The sequence below is a fragment of the Pseudomonas sp. RHF3.3-3 genome, from assembly GCF_048069595.1.
Classification (GTDB): Bacteria; Pseudomonadota; Gammaproteobacteria; order Pseudomonadales; family Pseudomonadaceae; genus Aquipseudomonas; species Aquipseudomonas fuscovaginae_B.
The window spans coordinates 5,676,534-5,690,894 of sequence record NZ_CP182250.1 but is presented as its reverse complement, the minus strand read 5'-3'; the positions used below and the strand labels follow the sequence as shown (position 1 = coordinate 5,690,894).

11 protein-coding genes are annotated in these 14,361 nt (G+C 63.4%); 6 read left to right on the top strand and 5 right to left on the bottom strand.

Annotated features, from left to right (window positions below):
* Window positions 1-57 precede the first annotated feature (57 nt).
* Entirely contained in the window at window positions 58-2,967 is a 2,910-nt protein-coding gene (locus tag ACMGT0_RS24885) for a ribonucleoside-diphosphate reductase subunit alpha (protein ID WP_416770223.1), read from the bottom strand.
* 737 nt (window positions 2,968-3,704) lie between these two features.
* On the opposite strand from ACMGT0_RS24885, the gene ACMGT0_RS24880 reads away from it, so the two are divergent.
* Together ACMGT0_RS24880 and ACMGT0_RS24875 are read left to right on the top strand one after the other, a co-directional pair.
* On the top strand, window positions 3,705-4,427 hold the full coding sequence (locus ACMGT0_RS24880; RefSeq protein WP_054057127.1) for a response regulator: 723 nt from the start codon (window positions 3,705-3,707) through the stop codon (window positions 4,425-4,427).
* Entirely contained in the window at window positions 4,424-6,034 is a 1,611-nt protein-coding gene (locus tag ACMGT0_RS24875) for an ATP-binding protein (protein WP_273825927.1), read from the top strand. The genes ACMGT0_RS24880 and ACMGT0_RS24875 overlap by 4 nt, the downstream gene beginning before the upstream one ends.
* A gap of 15 nt (window positions 6,035-6,049) precedes the next feature.
* On the opposite strand, the gene ACMGT0_RS24870 is transcribed toward ACMGT0_RS24875, so the two are convergent.
* Window positions 6,050-6,775 (bottom strand): 4'-phosphopantetheinyl transferase family protein, encoded by a 726-nt coding sequence (locus ACMGT0_RS24870; RefSeq protein WP_416770221.1) that lies wholly within the window; start codon window positions 6,773-6,775, stop codon window positions 6,050-6,052.
* A 212-nt stretch (window positions 6,776-6,987) separates the two neighbouring features.
* Here ACMGT0_RS24870 and ACMGT0_RS24865 point away from each other — a divergent pair, with 212 nt between their 5' ends.
* Together ACMGT0_RS24865 and ACMGT0_RS24860 are read left to right on the top strand one after the other, a co-directional pair.
* Complete coding sequence (locus tag ACMGT0_RS24865) at window positions 6,988-7,665, top strand: response regulator (RefSeq protein WP_054057130.1); 678 nt, start codon at window positions 6,988-6,990, stop codon at window positions 7,663-7,665.
* Window positions 7,662-9,011 carry an ATP-binding protein gene (locus ACMGT0_RS24860; RefSeq protein WP_054057131.1) on the top strand — a complete coding sequence of 450 codons (1,350 nt, stop codon included), beginning with the start codon at window positions 7,662-7,664 and terminating at the stop codon, window positions 9,009-9,011. The genes ACMGT0_RS24865 and ACMGT0_RS24860 overlap by 4 nt, the downstream gene beginning before the upstream one ends.
* A gap of 4 nt (window positions 9,012-9,015) precedes the next feature.
* Here ACMGT0_RS24860 and ACMGT0_RS24855 read toward each other — a convergent pair whose 3' ends face one another.
* Complete coding sequence (locus ACMGT0_RS24855; RefSeq protein ID WP_054057132.1) at window positions 9,016-10,014, bottom strand: AraC family transcriptional regulator; 999 nt, start codon at window positions 10,012-10,014, stop codon at window positions 9,016-9,018.
* 333 nt (window positions 10,015-10,347) lie between these two features.
* Here ACMGT0_RS24855 and ACMGT0_RS24850 point away from each other — a divergent pair, with 333 nt between their 5' ends.
* Both ACMGT0_RS24850 and ACMGT0_RS24845 read left to right on the top strand, forming a co-directional pair.
* A complete protein-coding gene (locus tag ACMGT0_RS24850) occupies window positions 10,348-11,679 on the top strand; it encodes a dicarboxylate/amino acid:cation symporter (protein WP_054057133.1) in 1,332 nt (443 codons plus the stop codon).
* Window positions 11,680-11,832: 153 nt separating this feature from the next.
* The gene (locus tag ACMGT0_RS24845) at window positions 11,833-13,050 is read left to right on the top strand and encodes a CaiB/BaiF CoA transferase family protein (protein ID WP_054057134.1); all 1,218 of its coding nucleotides are present in this window, start codon (window positions 11,833-11,835) and stop codon (window positions 13,048-13,050) included.
* A gap of 73 nt (window positions 13,051-13,123) precedes the next feature.
* On the opposite strand, the gene ACMGT0_RS24840 is transcribed toward ACMGT0_RS24845, so the two are convergent.
* Together ACMGT0_RS24840 and ACMGT0_RS24835 are read right to left on the bottom strand one after the other, a co-directional pair.
* A complete protein-coding gene (locus ACMGT0_RS24840; protein ID WP_054057148.1) occupies window positions 13,124-13,618 on the bottom strand; it encodes a SprT family zinc-dependent metalloprotease in 495 nt (164 codons plus the stop codon).
* A 131-nt stretch (window positions 13,619-13,749) separates the two neighbouring features.
* On the bottom strand, window positions 13,750-14,352 hold the full coding sequence (locus ACMGT0_RS24835; protein ID WP_054057135.1) for a Yip1 family protein: 603 nt from the start codon (window positions 14,350-14,352) through the stop codon (window positions 13,750-13,752).
* Window positions 14,353-14,361: the final 9 nt, after the last annotated feature.

Here is a 14,361-nt window from a genome sequence, read left to right as displayed (position 1 = left end):
GGACCTGGCGGGGGTTTCTCAGGCTCGCGCCGTTAGGCGCTCACCGGCTTTGCTTACTTATTGGCAAGCTTCGCAATCCGGCTCGTCGATGGCGCAAGCCTTCGGTACTGGAGCCGGGCCGGCTGGCGCAGCCGCCGCAGCGGGAGCTGCCAGGACCGAGTCGTCGCCGTGGTTGCCGCCGCTGGAAACAGCGTTCAGCTTGCCGGTGTTGATGGTCGACTTCTCGGTGCTGGTCGCGGCCAGGGCACGGAGGTAGTAGGTGGTCTTCAGGCCACGGTACCAGGCCATGCGGTAGGTCACGTCCAGCTTCTTGCCCGAGGCGCCGGCGATGTACAGGTTCAGCGACTGAGCCTGGTCGATCCACTTCTGGCGACGGCTGGCGGCGTCGACGATCCACTTGGTTTCCACTTCGAACGCGGTCGCATAGAGCGCCTTGAGCTCCTGTGGAATACGCTCGATCTGTTGTACCGAACCGTCGTAGTACTTCAGGTCGTTGATCATCACCGAGTCCCACAGGCCGCGGGCCTTCAGGTCGCGAACCAGGTACGGGTTGATCACGGTGAATTCGCCCGACAGGTTCGATTTAACGTACAGGTTCTGGTAGGTCGGTTCGATCGACTGCGATACGCCGGTGATGTTGGCGATAGTCGCGGTCGGTGCGATGGCCATGATGTTCGAGTTGCGGATACCTTTCTGCACGCGGGCACGTACCGGCGCCCAGTCCAGGGTTTCGTTCAGGTCGACATCGATGTACTTCTGGCCACGGGCCTCGATCAGGATCTGTTGCGAATCCAGCGGCAGGATGCCCTTGGACCACAGCGAGCCCTGGAAGGTCTCGTAGGCGCCACGCTCGTCGGCCAGGTCGCAGGAAGCCTGGATCGCGTAGTAGCTCACCGCTTCCATCGACTGGTCGGCGAACTGCACGGCCGCATCGGAACCGTAAGGGATGTGCTGCAGGTACAGCGCGTCCTGGAAGCCCATGATGCCCAGGCCGACCGGACGGTGCTTGAGGTTGGAGTTCTTCGCCTGTGGCACCGAGTAGTAGTTGATGTCGATGACGTTATCGAGCATGCGTACGGCGGTGTTCACGGTGCGCTGCAGCTTGGCGGTGTCCAACTTGCCGTTGACGATGTGGTTCGGCAGGTTGATCGAGCCCAGGTTGCAGACGGCGATTTCGTCCTTGTTGGTGTTCAGGGTGATCTCGGTGCACAGGTTCGAGCTGTGGACCACGCCTACGTGCTGCTGCGGGCTGCGCAGGTTGCACGGGTCCTTGAAGGTCAGCCATGGGTGGCCGGTCTCGAACAGCATCGAGAGCATCTTGCGCCACAGATCCTTGGCCTGGACCACCTTGAACAGCTTGATCTTGTTGTACTCGGTCAGGGCTTCATAGTACTCGTAGCGCTCTTCGAAGGCCTTGCCGGTCAGGTCGTGCAGGTCCGGCACTTCCGATGGCGAGAACAGGGTCCACTTGCCGTCGTCGAAGACACGCTTCATGAACAGGTCGGGGATCCAGTTGGCGGTGTTCATGTCGTGGGTACGACGACGATCGTCACCGGTGTTCTTGCGCAGCTCGATGAACTCTTCGATGTCCATGTGCCAGGTTTCCAGGTAGGCACAGACCGCGCCCTTGCGCTTGCCGCCCTGGTTGACCGCCACGGCGGTGTCGTTGACCACTTTCAGGAACGGCACGACGCCCTGGGACTTGCCGTTGGTGCCCTTGATGTACGAACCCAGCGCGCGGACCGGTGTCCAGTCGTTGCCCAGGCCGCCGGCGAATTTCGACAGCATGGCGTTGTCGTGGATCGCGCCGTAGATGCCCGACAAGTCGTCCGGCACGGTGGTCAGGTAGCAGCTCGACAGCTGTGGACGCAGGGTACCGGCGTTGAACAGGGTCGGGGTGGAAGCCATGTAGTCGAAGGACGACAGCAGGTTGTAGAACTCGATGGCGCGCTCTTCACGCTGCTTCTCTTCGATCGCCAGGCCCATGGCCACGCGCATGAAGAAGATCTGCGGCAGTTCGAAGCGGATACCGTCCTTGTGGATGAAGTAACGGTCGTACAGGGTCTGCAGGCCCAGGTAGGTGAACTGCTGGTCGCGCTCGTGGTTGATCGCCTTGCCCAGCTTCTCCAGGTCGAACTCGGCCAGTACCGGGTTCAGCAGTTCGAACTCGATGCCCTTGGCGACGTAAGCCGGCAGGGCCTTGGCGTACAGGTCGGCCATCTCGTGGTGGGTGGCGCTTTCGGCCACGCCGAGGAAGCCCAGGGCTTCGGCGCGCAGGGTGTCCATCAGCAGGCGGGCGGTCACGAACGAGTAGTTCGGCTCGCGCTCCACCAGGGTGCGGGCGGTCATCACCAGGGCGGTGTTGACGTCTTTGAGGGCCACGCCGTCGTAGAGGTTCTTCAGGGTTTCGCGCTGGATCAGGTCGCCGTCGACCTCTTCCAGGCTTTCGCAGGCTTCGCTGACGATGGTGCTCAGGCGGCCCATGTCCAGTGGGGCGAGGCTGCCGTCGGCGCGGGTGATGCGAATCGACGGGTGAGCGTTGACCGGCTCTTCGGCCGGCGCGCGGGTGGCGCGTTCCTTGGCACGCGAGTCACGGTAGATCACGTAGTCGCGGGCGACTTTCTGCTCGCCGGCACGCATCAGGGCCAGTTCGACCTGGTCCTGGATTTCCTCGATGTGGATGGTGCCGCCCGAAGGCATGCGGCGCTTGAAGGTGGCGGTGACCTGTTCGGTCAGGCGCGCCACGGTGTCGTGAATGCGCGACGAGGCAGCGGCGGTGCCGCCTTCAACTGCAAGGAACGCTTTGGTGATGGCGACGGTGATCTTGTCATCGGTGTAAGGAACGACAGTGCCGTTACGCTTGATCACGCGCAGTTGGCCTGGCGCGGTGGCGGACAGATCCAGATTCGAATCGGAAGCCTGCGGCACAGTGCCCTGCGGGTTCTCGCGAGTTGTGTCGGTTTGCATGGGTGTCTCCACGTTCTTTATGTTTGTTTGGGCACCATGACGGTGCCCACCGTTCCGTCCTGAAGCACTACAACCGACGAGTGTCGTCGGGCATAACCACTTCGGGACAGTAGGAAGGGGGCTTTTGGCTCCGCTTCCTTGCCGAAGTTTCGCTGGCGGCGGGTCAGCGACCCGCTGCCGAATTCCTGGTGGTTGACAGCTTGCTACTGCAACACCCGTACCGTTTTCCCGCGCAACAGGGGGAAAAGGCTGCCATCCGCAGGCGCGGTTTGGTCTTCGAAAAATCTGTTTAGTTCAACCCCTCGGGAGCAAGAAAAAAGCTTGAGTTTTTCGTCCGAAATATGTTGGGGCTTGAGGTGGAGAAACCCTAGATGTAGGGTTTTTTTTCCACGGGGGTACAAGATAATGCGTTTTTGGGGGGGATTGCAACGGACTACCTGTGGATAAGACTGTGCGTAATTTGTGTATGAAAGGCTGAAGTCGCGCGTAGGCCGCAGCAGCACTGCATCGGACCGTTTGTCACTGTTTTTTACCGCCTGCAAACGTCCGTGACGGATTTTTGCGGGCGCGAACCCTATCACAGAAAAAGCCTGTTACCGAGTGCTGATTCAAGCCTGTGTGCTATTGCCGCACCGTTGCTACAATCGGCCGGTCACATGCTTTGATCATCCGCCCGAATCATTACAAAAAGACGGGCGGAGCCTTTCCCAACCGATATGCGTACGTAGAGGTAGCCCGTGGAGCAAGAGGCCTGGCAGGTATTGATAGTCGAGGATGACGAGCGTCTGGCCGAACTGACCCGCGAGTACCTCGAGGGCAATGGCTTGCGGGTTTCCATCGAGGGCAACGGCGCCCTGGCGGTCGAGCGGATCGTGCGCGAGCAGCCGGACCTGGTGATCCTCGACCTGATGCTGCCCGGCGAGGACGGCCTGAGCATCTGCCGCAGGGTCCGTGATACGTATGACGGGGTGATCCTCATGCTCACCGCGCGTACCGACGACCTCGACCAGATCCAGGGCCTGGACCTGGGCGCCGACGACTACGTCTGCAAGCCCGTACGCCCGCGCCTGCTGCTGGCGCGGATCCAGGCGTTGCTGCGGCGCAGCGAGCCGTCCGAGAGCGCCACGCCGCCGGTCCGCCGCCTCCAGTTCGGCCCGCTGGTGATCGATGAGGCCCTGCGCGAGGCCTGGTTGGACCAGGCCGGCATCGAACTGACCAGTGCCGAATTCGACCTGCTGTGGCTGCTGGTGGCCAACGCCGGGCGGATTCTGTCCCGGGAAGAGATCTTCACCGCGCTGAGGGGGATCGGCTACGACGGCCAGGACCGCTCCATCGATGTGCGCATTTCGCGCATCCGCCCGAAGATCGGTGATGACCCCGAACACCCGCGGCTGATCAAGACCATTCGCAGCAAGGGCTATCTGTTCGTGCCGGAAGCGGCGGCAGAACGGGTCCTGTGAACTCGATCTTCCTGCGCATCTATGGCGGCATGTGTGCCGCCCTGGTGCTGGTGGCGCTGCTTGGCGTGCTGGCCTTTCACCTGCTCAACGAGGTACGTGGCGAGCAGTACCGCGAGCGGCTGGCCCACGGGACCTTTTCACTGATGGCCGACAACCTGCAGCCGATGGCCGACATCGAGCGTCGTCGGGCCCTGGTGGTGTGGGAGCGCCTGCTGGGTATCCCGCTGTCGCTGCAGTCGATCAGTGCCGCCGGCCTCGATCTCGGGCAGCGCACCCGTGTGCTGCGCGGCCAGGCCCTGGTGGTACAGAGCGGCCCGCATGCCGCGCGGGTCTACCGCCTGATCAGTGAGCAGGAGCAGTTGCTGCTGGCCGGGGACGTCCAGCAGATCAGCGAGCAACTGGCGCGGGCCACCATTTATCTGCTGGCCGATGAGCTGGTGCGCTACCCGGTCGCCGAGCAGCCGGCCCGCCTGGCCGCCTTGCAGACGGACAAGGGCTTCGGCTTCGACATGCGCCTGGTGGGGCTCGACCGGGCGGACATGGATGAGGACCAGCGCCGGCGCATCACCGAGGGTGATACGGTCATGGCCCTGGGCAAGGGCGGTGATTCGATCCGGGTATTTGCCGGGGTGGCGGGAACGCCCTGGGTCCTGGAGATCGGCCCGCTGTACCAGATGAACCCTTATCCGCCGCAGTGGCTGGTGCTGATCGCGGTGCTGGGGCTGAGCCTGATCGGCCTGATCGTCTACCTGCTGGTCCGCCAGTTGGAGCGGCGCTTGCGTGGCCTGGCCTCGGCCGCCACGCGAATCGCCCAGGGCAGCCTGGAAACCCGCGTCCCGGCCGGCGGTGCGGATTCCATCGGGCGCCTGGCCGGGGCCTTCAATGACATGGCCGAACACCTGCAACGTTCGCTGATGATCCAGCGCGAGCTGGTGCGGGCGGTCTCCCATGAGCTGCGTACGCCGGTGGCGCGCCTGCGTTTCGGCCTGGAAATGGTCGGGGACGCGGCCACCGAGCAGGCCCGCGTCAAATACCTGGAAGGGATGGACAACGATATCCAGGACCTGGATCGCCTGGTGGATGAGATGCTCACCTATGCGCGGCTGGAGCAGGGCTCGCCGGCGCTGAACTTTCAGCGTATCGATCTCGATGCCATGGTCAACCAGGTGATCGGCGAACTGGCGCCGTTGCGCGCCGAGGTCCGGGTTTCACGGGGCATCTGCCTGTCGGCGGCAGACTGTGACGACGCCTGGGTCGAGGCCGAGCCGCGCTACCTGCACCGGGCGCTGCAGAACCTGGTCACGAATGCCATGCGCCATGCGCAGTCCCAGGTCAGCATCAGTTACCAGGTGGGGCAACTGCGTTGCCGGATCGATGTCGAGGATGACGGTCCCGGCGTACCGGAGAGTGCCTGGGAACGGATCTTCACCCCGTTCATGCGCCTGGACAACAGCCGTACGCGGGCTTCGGGCGGGCATGGGCTGGGGTTGTCGATCGTCCGGCGGATCATTCACTGGCACGATGGGCGGGCGCTGATCGGCAAGAGCAAGAACCTGGGCGGGGCCTGTTTCAGCCTGAGCTGGCCGCGGCATCAGGAGAAAGTCTGAGGAGCACCGCCGGATTCAGGCCGCAATGCTGACCAGGCTCAGCAGATGTTCCCCTTGCACCACGTACTGGGCATCCAGCTCGGTACCCTGGCGCCATTCGCCGGAGAGGTCGGTCAGCAGGCGCATCCGCACCTGCCCCCGTGTGTCCCACTCCAGCACTTCGGCATGCTCGAAATAGAAACGCTGCAGTACCAGCGGGTACAGCGCCTTGAACAGGCTTTCCTTGACCGAGAAGGTCAGGGTCACCGCCAGGGAGACCCGTTCGGCGGGGCCGGCCGCCAGGCGTTGCAACTCGTCCGGCGTGAGGATTTCGCCGGCCAGGCGTTCGGCCCGTTCGTGGGGCAACAGGTTTTCCAGGTCCATCCCCAGGCCGCGCCAGTGCTGTTTGTCGGCGACGATGGCGGCGGCCCGCCCGGTGCCATGGGTGATCGAGCCACAGGTATGGCCTGGCCAGACGGGCGCGCGGTCTTCCCCGATGGCCGGTACGCAGTCGGTGCCGTCCAGCTTCAACAGCGCGGCGCGGGCGCAGATGCGACCGGCGAGGAATTCGGCCTGGCGCTTGGCAACTGAGCGCTGGATACTCGCCGGCGCCGCGATCCGGCTGCGCTGGAAGTCGTCCGGCGCCAGTCGTGTCGGGTCGAAGTGGGTGCCCAGCAGCACGCTGTGGGGCACGGCCACGGGCAGCGGCCAATGGTCGTCGAGTGGTGTGCAGCAGGCGGGGAGGATATGGGGTGGATTCATGCCGGACATTCTGCCGGCTCGGGCCGGGGCTGGATAGTGGCGAATTCGATTCGGGCTGTGTTCAGGGGGAGTTCAGGGCCACTTGGGTACCCTGTAACGGTGATGATGCGCCGGGTTTGCAAGTGCTGGTTGGCCGTATCTTTTACGAAACACTTTGGCAGAACTGAGTTACCGTTAGTGGTGATGCAATGCCCGTATCGTTGGAGAGCGTTATGAAGTTGCTGGTGGTAGAAGATGAGGCGTTGCTGCGCCATCACTTGCAGACCCGGCTGACCGACAGCGGCCATGTGGTCGAGGCGGTGGGCAATGCCGATGAGGCGCTGTACCAGACCGAACAGTTCAATCATGACCTGGCGGTGATCGATCTTGGCCTGCCCGGCATGGGCGGGCTGGACCTGATCCGCCAGTTGCGCACCCGTGGCAAGGCCTTCCCGATCCTGATCCTGACCGCTCGCGGCAATTGGCAGGACAAGGTCGAGGGGCTGGCCGCCGGGGCCGATGACTATGTGGTCAAGCCTTTCCAGTTCGAGGAGCTGGAGGCGCGGATGAACGCCTTGCTGCGGCGCTCCAGCGGCTTTACCCAGTCGACCATTACCGCCGGTCCCCTGTTGCTCGACCTCAACCGCAAGCAGGCCTCGCTCGATGAGCAGCCGCTGGCCCTGACGGCCTATGAGTACCGGATCCTCGAGTACCTGATGCGCCACCATCAGCAGGTGGTCGCCAAGGACCGTCTGATGGAACAGTTGTACCCGGATGACGATGAGCGTGATCCGAACGTGATCGAGGTGCTGGTCGGTCGCCTGCGGCGCAAGCTGGAGGGGCCGGTCGGCTTCAAGCCGATCGATACCGTGCGTGGCCTGGGCTACATGTTCAACGAGCGCTGCCGATGATTCGTTCGCTACGGGTGCGGCTGATGCTGGCCGCCACGACCCTGGCGATTCTGTTCATGCTGGCGCTGCTGCCCGCGATGCAGGGGGCCTTCAGTCTGGCCTTGCAGGACGCTATCGAGCAGCGGCTGGCCTCGGATGTCACCACGCTGATTTCCGCGGCGCGGGTGGACAACAAGAAGCAACTGCAGATGCCCACCCTGCTGCCCGACGAGCAGTTCAACCTGCCGGACAGTCGCCTGCTCGGTTATATCTACGACCGCGACGGTCGCCTGGTCTGGCGCTCGCGGGCGACCCAGGAAGAGAACATCAACTACAAACCGCGTTATGACGGCCGGGGCAACGAATTCGCGAAGATCCGCGAAGACAACGGCAACGAGTTCTTCGTCTATGACGTCGAGGTCAAGCTGCTGGGCGGCAAGAGCGCGGCCTACAGCTTCGTCGCCCTGCAGCCGATGCGTGAATACAAGATGACCCTCGCCGGCCTGCGCGAGAAGCTCTACCTGGGCTTCGGCGCGGCGCTGTCGGTGCTGTTGGCGTTGCTGTGGATCGGTCTGACCTGGGGCCTGCGGGCGTTGCGGCGGCTGAGCCAGGAACTGGACGAGATCGAAAGCGGTGAACTGCAGAGCCTCAGCGAGGAGCATCCGCGCGAGCTGTTGCGCCTGACCGGCTCCCTCAACCGCCTGCTGCGTAGCGAGCGCGAGCAGCGCAGCCGCTATCGCGATTCCCTGGACGACCTGGCCCACAGCCTGAAAACGCCGCTGGCGGTGCTGCAAGGTGTCAGTGAGGGGATGGCGCAGCGTCCGCAGGACCGCGACCAGGCGTGGATCCTGCAAAGCCAGATCGAGCGCATGAACCAGCAGATCAGCTACCAGTTGCAGCGCGCCAGCCTGCGCAAGAGCGGCCTGGTGCGACATCAGGTCGAGCTGCGGCCGGTGCTCGACAGCCTCTGCAGCACCCTGGACAAGGTCTACCGTGACAAGCGGGTGCGGGTCGACATCGATGTGCCCGAGTTCAGCCATGTGCCGATCGAGCAGGGCGCCCTGCTGGAACTGCTCGGCAACCTGCTGGAAAACGCCTACCGGCTATGCCTGAGCCAGGTGCGCATCAGCCTGCGCCGTGGTTTGCAGGGGATCGAGGTGTATGTCGAGGACGATGGCCCCGGGGTGCCGCCGGACCAGCGGGCGCGGATTCTCCAGCGCGGCGAACGTCTGGATCGCCAGCATCCGGGGCAGGGGATCGGCCTGGCAGTGGTCAAGGACATCATCGAAAGCTACGACGCCGAGCTGACCCTGGGTGACTCACCCCTGGGCGGGGCATCTTTCCGCATCCACTTCCCGACGCCCTGATGGCCTACAACTCCTGGGCGCGGTAGGCGCCCGGGGTCAGGCCGGTCCACTTCTTGAATGCCCGGTGAAACGCCGAGGGCTCGGAGAACCCCAGTTGCTCGGCAATCTGTTGCAACGACAGGTCGTTACGGCCCAGATGGTAGATGGCGATATCCCGCCGCAGTTGATCCTTGAGCTCCTGGAAGCGGGTGCCTTCCTCGCGCAGATGCCGTCGCAGGGTCTGGGCACTGATGTGCAGATGCTGGGCGACGGCCTCCAGGTCCGGCCAGCGGCTGGCGTCGCGGCTGAGCAGGCGGCGCAATTGACTGCTCAGGCTGTCGCCGTCATCGGGGCGGGCCAGCAGGTCGGCCGGGGCCCGCCGCAGAAACTGCTTGAGGGTCCGTTCGTCCTGCAACAACGGCATGCCCAGGTAACGGCTGCTGAAGAGCAGGCTGCTGGTGGGGGCGCAGAATTCCAGCGGGCAGGGGAACAGCAGGTCGTACTCGCTGGCATGGGCGGGACGCGGGTAGTGGAAAGTGGCCTGTTCCAGGCGGATGCGCTGGCCGACCAGCCAACTGCCGAGGCGATGCCAGATCACCAGCAGGCATTCGCAGAGGAAATGTTCCGGGTCCCAGAGATTCGAGGCATCCAGGCTCAGCCGGACCTTGTCGCCCTCGCGCGCAAGACTCAGCAGCGGCCCTTCGGGAAACAGCCGGTAGAACAGCAACCCGCGGTTGAGGGCCTTTTCCAGGTTGCTGCAATGGATCAGCGCGTGGCACATCATGGCGAAGGTGCCGCGCTGGCTGCGACTCTGGCCGAACCCCAGGTATTCGTCATCCAGTTCCAGCCACAGGCCTTGCAGCAACTGGGTGAACTGCTCCGGGGCCAGGCGTGCCTTGGGTTCGCTCAACAGCTCCGGGGCGATGCCCAGTCGTTGCAGCAAGCCCGAGTAGGCGTAGCCCCGGCGACGTGCGCCATCCAGGGCGGCATTGGCAAAGTGGCTGGCGATGCTGCGTTCACGCATGGGGCGGTCCATGTCCGTTGAATGGCGGATCTTAGTCAGGGATGTTGACGCGGAACAAGGCGGATATCCGCCAAAATCCATGGCTGCTGACAGTGGAAGGGCGGAAATCCGCCATCTATTCTGTAAGGGCTGGCTGACAGAAAACGACTGAAAGCCTGATGGCTAAAGGCTTTGACGGAATTTTCCGAAAGTGGCACGCGCTTTGCGATAGGGGAATGGTCTGCCCACGCAGTTCGACAAACAACAAATCCCTCCGGTGCAGGAGGGTTCGTGCTTCAGGTTGCGCATCTGTCAGATGGATGACAGCTGGGTGATCTCTTGAGGAACTTTGCAATGACGACTCGTCAGCCACTGTACAAATCGCTGTATTTCCAGGTCATCGTAGCGATCGCTATCGGTATCCTGCTCGGCCATTTCTACCCACAGACCGGCGTGGCCCTCAAGCCACTGGGTGACGGCTTTATCAAGCTGATCAAAATGGTCATCGCCCCCATCATCTTCTGCACCGTGGTCAGCGGTATCGCTGGCATGCAAAGCATGAAATCGGTCGGCAAGACCGGTGGTTATGCACTGCTCTACTTTGAAATCGTCTCGACCCTCGCTTTGCTGATCGGCCTGATCGTGGTCAACGTTGTCCAGCCGGGCAACGGCATGCACATCGACGTCGCCACCCTGGACGCCAAGAAAGTCGCTGCCTACGTCACTGCCGGTGCGGACCAGAGCGTGGTCGGCTTCATCCTGAACGTGATCCCGAACACCATCGTCGGTGCCTTCGCCAACGGCGACATCCTGCAGGTGCTGATGTTCTCGGTGATCTTCGGCTTCGCCCTGCATCGCCTGGGCGACTACGGCCGTCCGCTGCTGGACCTGATCGATCGCTTCGCCCACGCGATGTTCAACATCATCAACATGATCATGAAACTGGCGCCACTGGGCGCGCTGGGTGCCATGGCCTTCACCATCGGCGCCTACGGCGTGGGCTCGCTGGTGCAACTCGGCCAGCTGATGATCTGCTTCTACATCACCTGCGTGCTGTTCGTGCTGCTGGTACTGGGCGCCATCTGCCGTGCCCACGGTTTCAGCGTGCTGAAGCTGGTTCGCTACATCCGTGAGGAACTGCTGATCGTACTGGGGACTTCCTCCTCGGAATCGGCTCTGCCACGCATGCTGGTGAAGATGGAGCGCCTGGGCGCGAAGAAATCGGTCGTGGGCCTGGTGATTCCAACCGGCTACTCGTTCAACCTCGACGGTACCTCGATCTACCTGACCATGGCGGCCGTGTTCATCGCCCAGGCGACCGACACCCACATGGATATCACTCACCAGATCACCCTGCTGCTGGTGCTGCTGCTGTCCTCCAAGGGCGCTGCTGGCGTGACCGGCAGTGGTTTCATCGTACTGGCCGCCACCCTGTCCGCCGTCGGCCACCTGCCGGTTGCCGGCCTGGCGCTGATCCTGGGTATCGACCGCTTCATGTCCGAAGCCCGTGCCCTGACCAACCTGGTGGGCAACGCGGTGGCGACCGTGGTCGTGGCCAAGTGGGTCAAGGAACTGGACGAAGACAAGCTGCACGCGGAACTGGCTTCCGGTGGTCGCGCGATCGAAGACGAGCGCACCCTGGACGACCTGGGCGTGGCCGAAGGCCAGGCGCCAAACGTCAAGTAAGCCTCTGCGCAAGTTGAAAGAACCCATCCTCGGATGGGTTTTTTCATGCCTGTCGATGAGCGTTTGCGTCAGTCTTCCCGAGCGTTGTGGTAATTGCCGTCGAGCCATCGGCTGCCTAGTCTTTGAGGCATCGCGCTGATCAGGTAGGTGGCTATGCGGGAATCCGTGCAAGAGACCGTGCAAGTGCCGGCAGCGGGCCCGCTGGCCTCGCTGAAGATTCTCGATTTCTCGACGCTGCTGCCGGGGCCGTTCGCCTCGTTGTTGCTGGCGGACATGGGCGCCGAGGTCCTGCGCATCGAATCGCCCACGCGCCAGGATCTGTTGCGGGTGCTGCCCCCTCACGACCAGGGTGTTGCCGCCAGCCATGCCTATCTCAATCGCAACAAACGCAGCCTGGCCCTGGATCTCAAGCAGGCCCAAGCGCGGGCGATCGTTCATCGACTGGTGCTCGAGTACGACATCCTGCTGGAGCAATTCCGTCCCGGTGTGATGGATCGCCTGGGCCTGGGCTATGAAGCGCTCAAGCGCCTCAATCCGCGGCTGATCTACGTGGCGATCACCGGCTACGGTCAGACCGGGCCCTATCGTGATCGCGCCGGGCATGACATCAACTACCTGGCATTGTCGGGGCTGGCCAGCTACACCGGGCGGGCGCAGGGCGGGCCCTTGCCGTTGGCAATGCAGGTGGCGGATGTGGCGGGGGGCTCCCTGCACGGGGTGGTCGGCTTGCTGGCGGCGGTGATCGCCCGGCAGCAGACGGGGCAGGGGCAGTACGTCGACGTGAGCATGACCGATTGCGCGTTCAGTCTGAATGCCTTGGCTGGCGCCGGTTTTCTGGCCTGTGGCGTCGAGCCGGGACGGGAGACGCAAGTGCTCAATGGTGGCAGTTTCTATGACTATTACCGCAGTCGTGACGGGCGCTGGTTTTCTGTCGGCAGTCTGGAACCGAACTTCATGAATGCGTTCTGTGGCGTGCTGGGGCGTCCGGAACTGGCCCGCCATGGGCTGTCGCCCGACCCTGCGCGACAACAGTGGCTCAAGCAGCAGTTGCAAGAGGAGTTCGAGAAGCATGACTACCAGGCGTTGTGCGGGTTGTTTGCCGGCATCGATGCCTGCGTCGAACCGGTGCTGGATCTGGCCGAGGCGGTCGAGCACCCGCAACTGAAGGCCCGGGGCGCCGTGGTGCAGGTGCCACGTGGAGAGGGCGGCAGCCAGGCGCAGATGGCGTGTCCGCTGAAGTTTTCCCAGGGGTTGCCGCAGCCCAGGCATATCGGGGCCGGCGTGGGCGAACATGGGGATGAAGTATTGCGTGGGCTGGGCTACAGCGACGAGGGGATCGTGGCGTTGCGCAGGGCGGGTGTGCTGGGCTGAGCCAGGGGAGGGGCCGTGCCGGCTTTTTCGCGGGCAAGCCCGCTTCCACAAGGGCCGGTGTTGGTCCTGCCGATTACTCGACGCGGACCTCGCCACTGAACACCAGCGTCTGCCGGCAGCGCCGACACAGATAACGGCGCCCCTGGCCTACCAGCCGATGGCGTTGGGCCGAGAAGGGGAAATCACTGTCGGCACAGGGGCAGCGATAGATGTAGCGGGTCACGCTGCGCCGTTGCACTTCATAGGTGTGGCAGCGGTTGGGCGGCAGTTCATAGACGCCGCGCATGATCAGTTGCCATTCCTCGCCATGGGGCTGGATACGGTCGCCGAACAGTTGGTGGGCAATCAGGTGGGCGACCTCGTGGGGTACGGTCTGGCGCAGGAAGTCCTCGCTGTTCTCCCGGTACAACTGTGGGTTGAAGCGCAGCAGGTTCTCGTGCAGGTGGGCGACACCGGCTTTCTGGCCCCGCAGCTTGAGACTGATGGTGGGGCGTTTGAAGGATCGTTTGAAAAAGGATTCGGCTTGCAGGAAACAGTCTTCGACGCGGGTATTGAGTTGCTCGGGCATGCTGTACATCTCTCCAGAGACGTGGAGTATGCCGCAAACCCCGGCGATTCCGAATCCGTCAGGCGCCGAATGGTCGTGCCGACATGAAGAGGCCGCCTTGCGGCGGCCCGTGTCGGCAGTTTTCTGGTTATTCAGTTGGTATAGACCGGGCCCACTCCCAGGCCCCAGACGACCACGGTGAAGGCCATGATCGCCACCAGCACGACCAGCCCGACGGCCAGTACCGAGCTGGAGAACAGGAAACCTTCGTCCGAAGGTATGTTCATGAACGTCGGCAGGCCGACGTACAGCAGATAGACGGTGTAGCAGATCGCCGCCGTGCCGACGATCATGCCCAGCCACATGTGCGGGTAGAGCGCTGCCAGGCCGCCGATGAACAGCGGGGTGGCGGTGTAAGTGGCAAAGGCGACGCAACGCGACAGAGTGGGGTTGGCGTCGTAGGTGCGGGCCATCCAGTGGATGAACGCGCCCATCACCGCCACCCCGGCAAGCATGGCCAGGTAGGACATGATGGTCATCCAGATCGCGCTTTCCTGGGTCAGCATGACCGGCGCCCGGTTGCCGATGACCCAGCCGACCCGGGTGGTGCCGATAAAGGCGGAGACCGCAGGGATCGCGGCAAGAATCAGGGTGTGGGTGAGGTACATGTGGCCGATGCTTTCCTCGGCGTCGCCACGAATCTCCCGCCATTCCTGATCAGGATGGGTGAACAGTCCCACAACGTGATGGATCATCTCAGTCAC

What these genes read in the sequence shown, in the direction of transcription:
- ACMGT0_RS24835 (WP_054057135.1), bottom strand. Translation starts at nt 14,352, where the DNA reads ATGATCCATCACGTTGTGGGACTGTTCACCCATCCTGATCAGGAATGG.
- ACMGT0_RS24865 (WP_054057130.1), top strand. Translation starts at nt 6,988, where the DNA reads ATGAAGTTGCTGGTGGTAGAAGATGAGGCGTTGCTGCGCCATCACTTG.
- ACMGT0_RS24840 (WP_054057148.1), bottom strand. Translation starts at nt 13,618, where the DNA reads ATGCCCGAGCAACTCAATACCCGCGTCGAAGACTGTTTCCTGCAAGCC.
- ACMGT0_RS24845 (WP_054057134.1), top strand. Translation starts at nt 11,833, where the DNA reads ATGCGGGAATCCGTGCAAGAGACCGTGCAAGTGCCGGCAGCGGGCCCG.
- ACMGT0_RS24855 (WP_054057132.1), bottom strand. Translation starts at nt 10,014, where the DNA reads ATGCGTGAACGCAGCATCGCCAGCCACTTTGCCAATGCCGCCCTGGAT.
- ACMGT0_RS24860 (WP_054057131.1), top strand. Translation starts at nt 7,662, where the DNA reads ATGATTCGTTCGCTACGGGTGCGGCTGATGCTGGCCGCCACGACCCTG.
- ACMGT0_RS24870 (WP_416770221.1), bottom strand. Translation starts at nt 6,775, where the DNA reads ATGAATCCACCCCATATCCTCCCCGCCTGCTGCACACCACTCGACGAC.
- ACMGT0_RS24885 (WP_416770223.1), bottom strand. Translation starts at nt 2,967, where the DNA reads ATGCAAACCGACACAACTCGCGAGAACCCGCAGGGCACTGTGCCGCAG.
- ACMGT0_RS24850 (WP_054057133.1), top strand. Translation starts at nt 10,348, where the DNA reads ATGACGACTCGTCAGCCACTGTACAAATCGCTGTATTTCCAGGTCATC.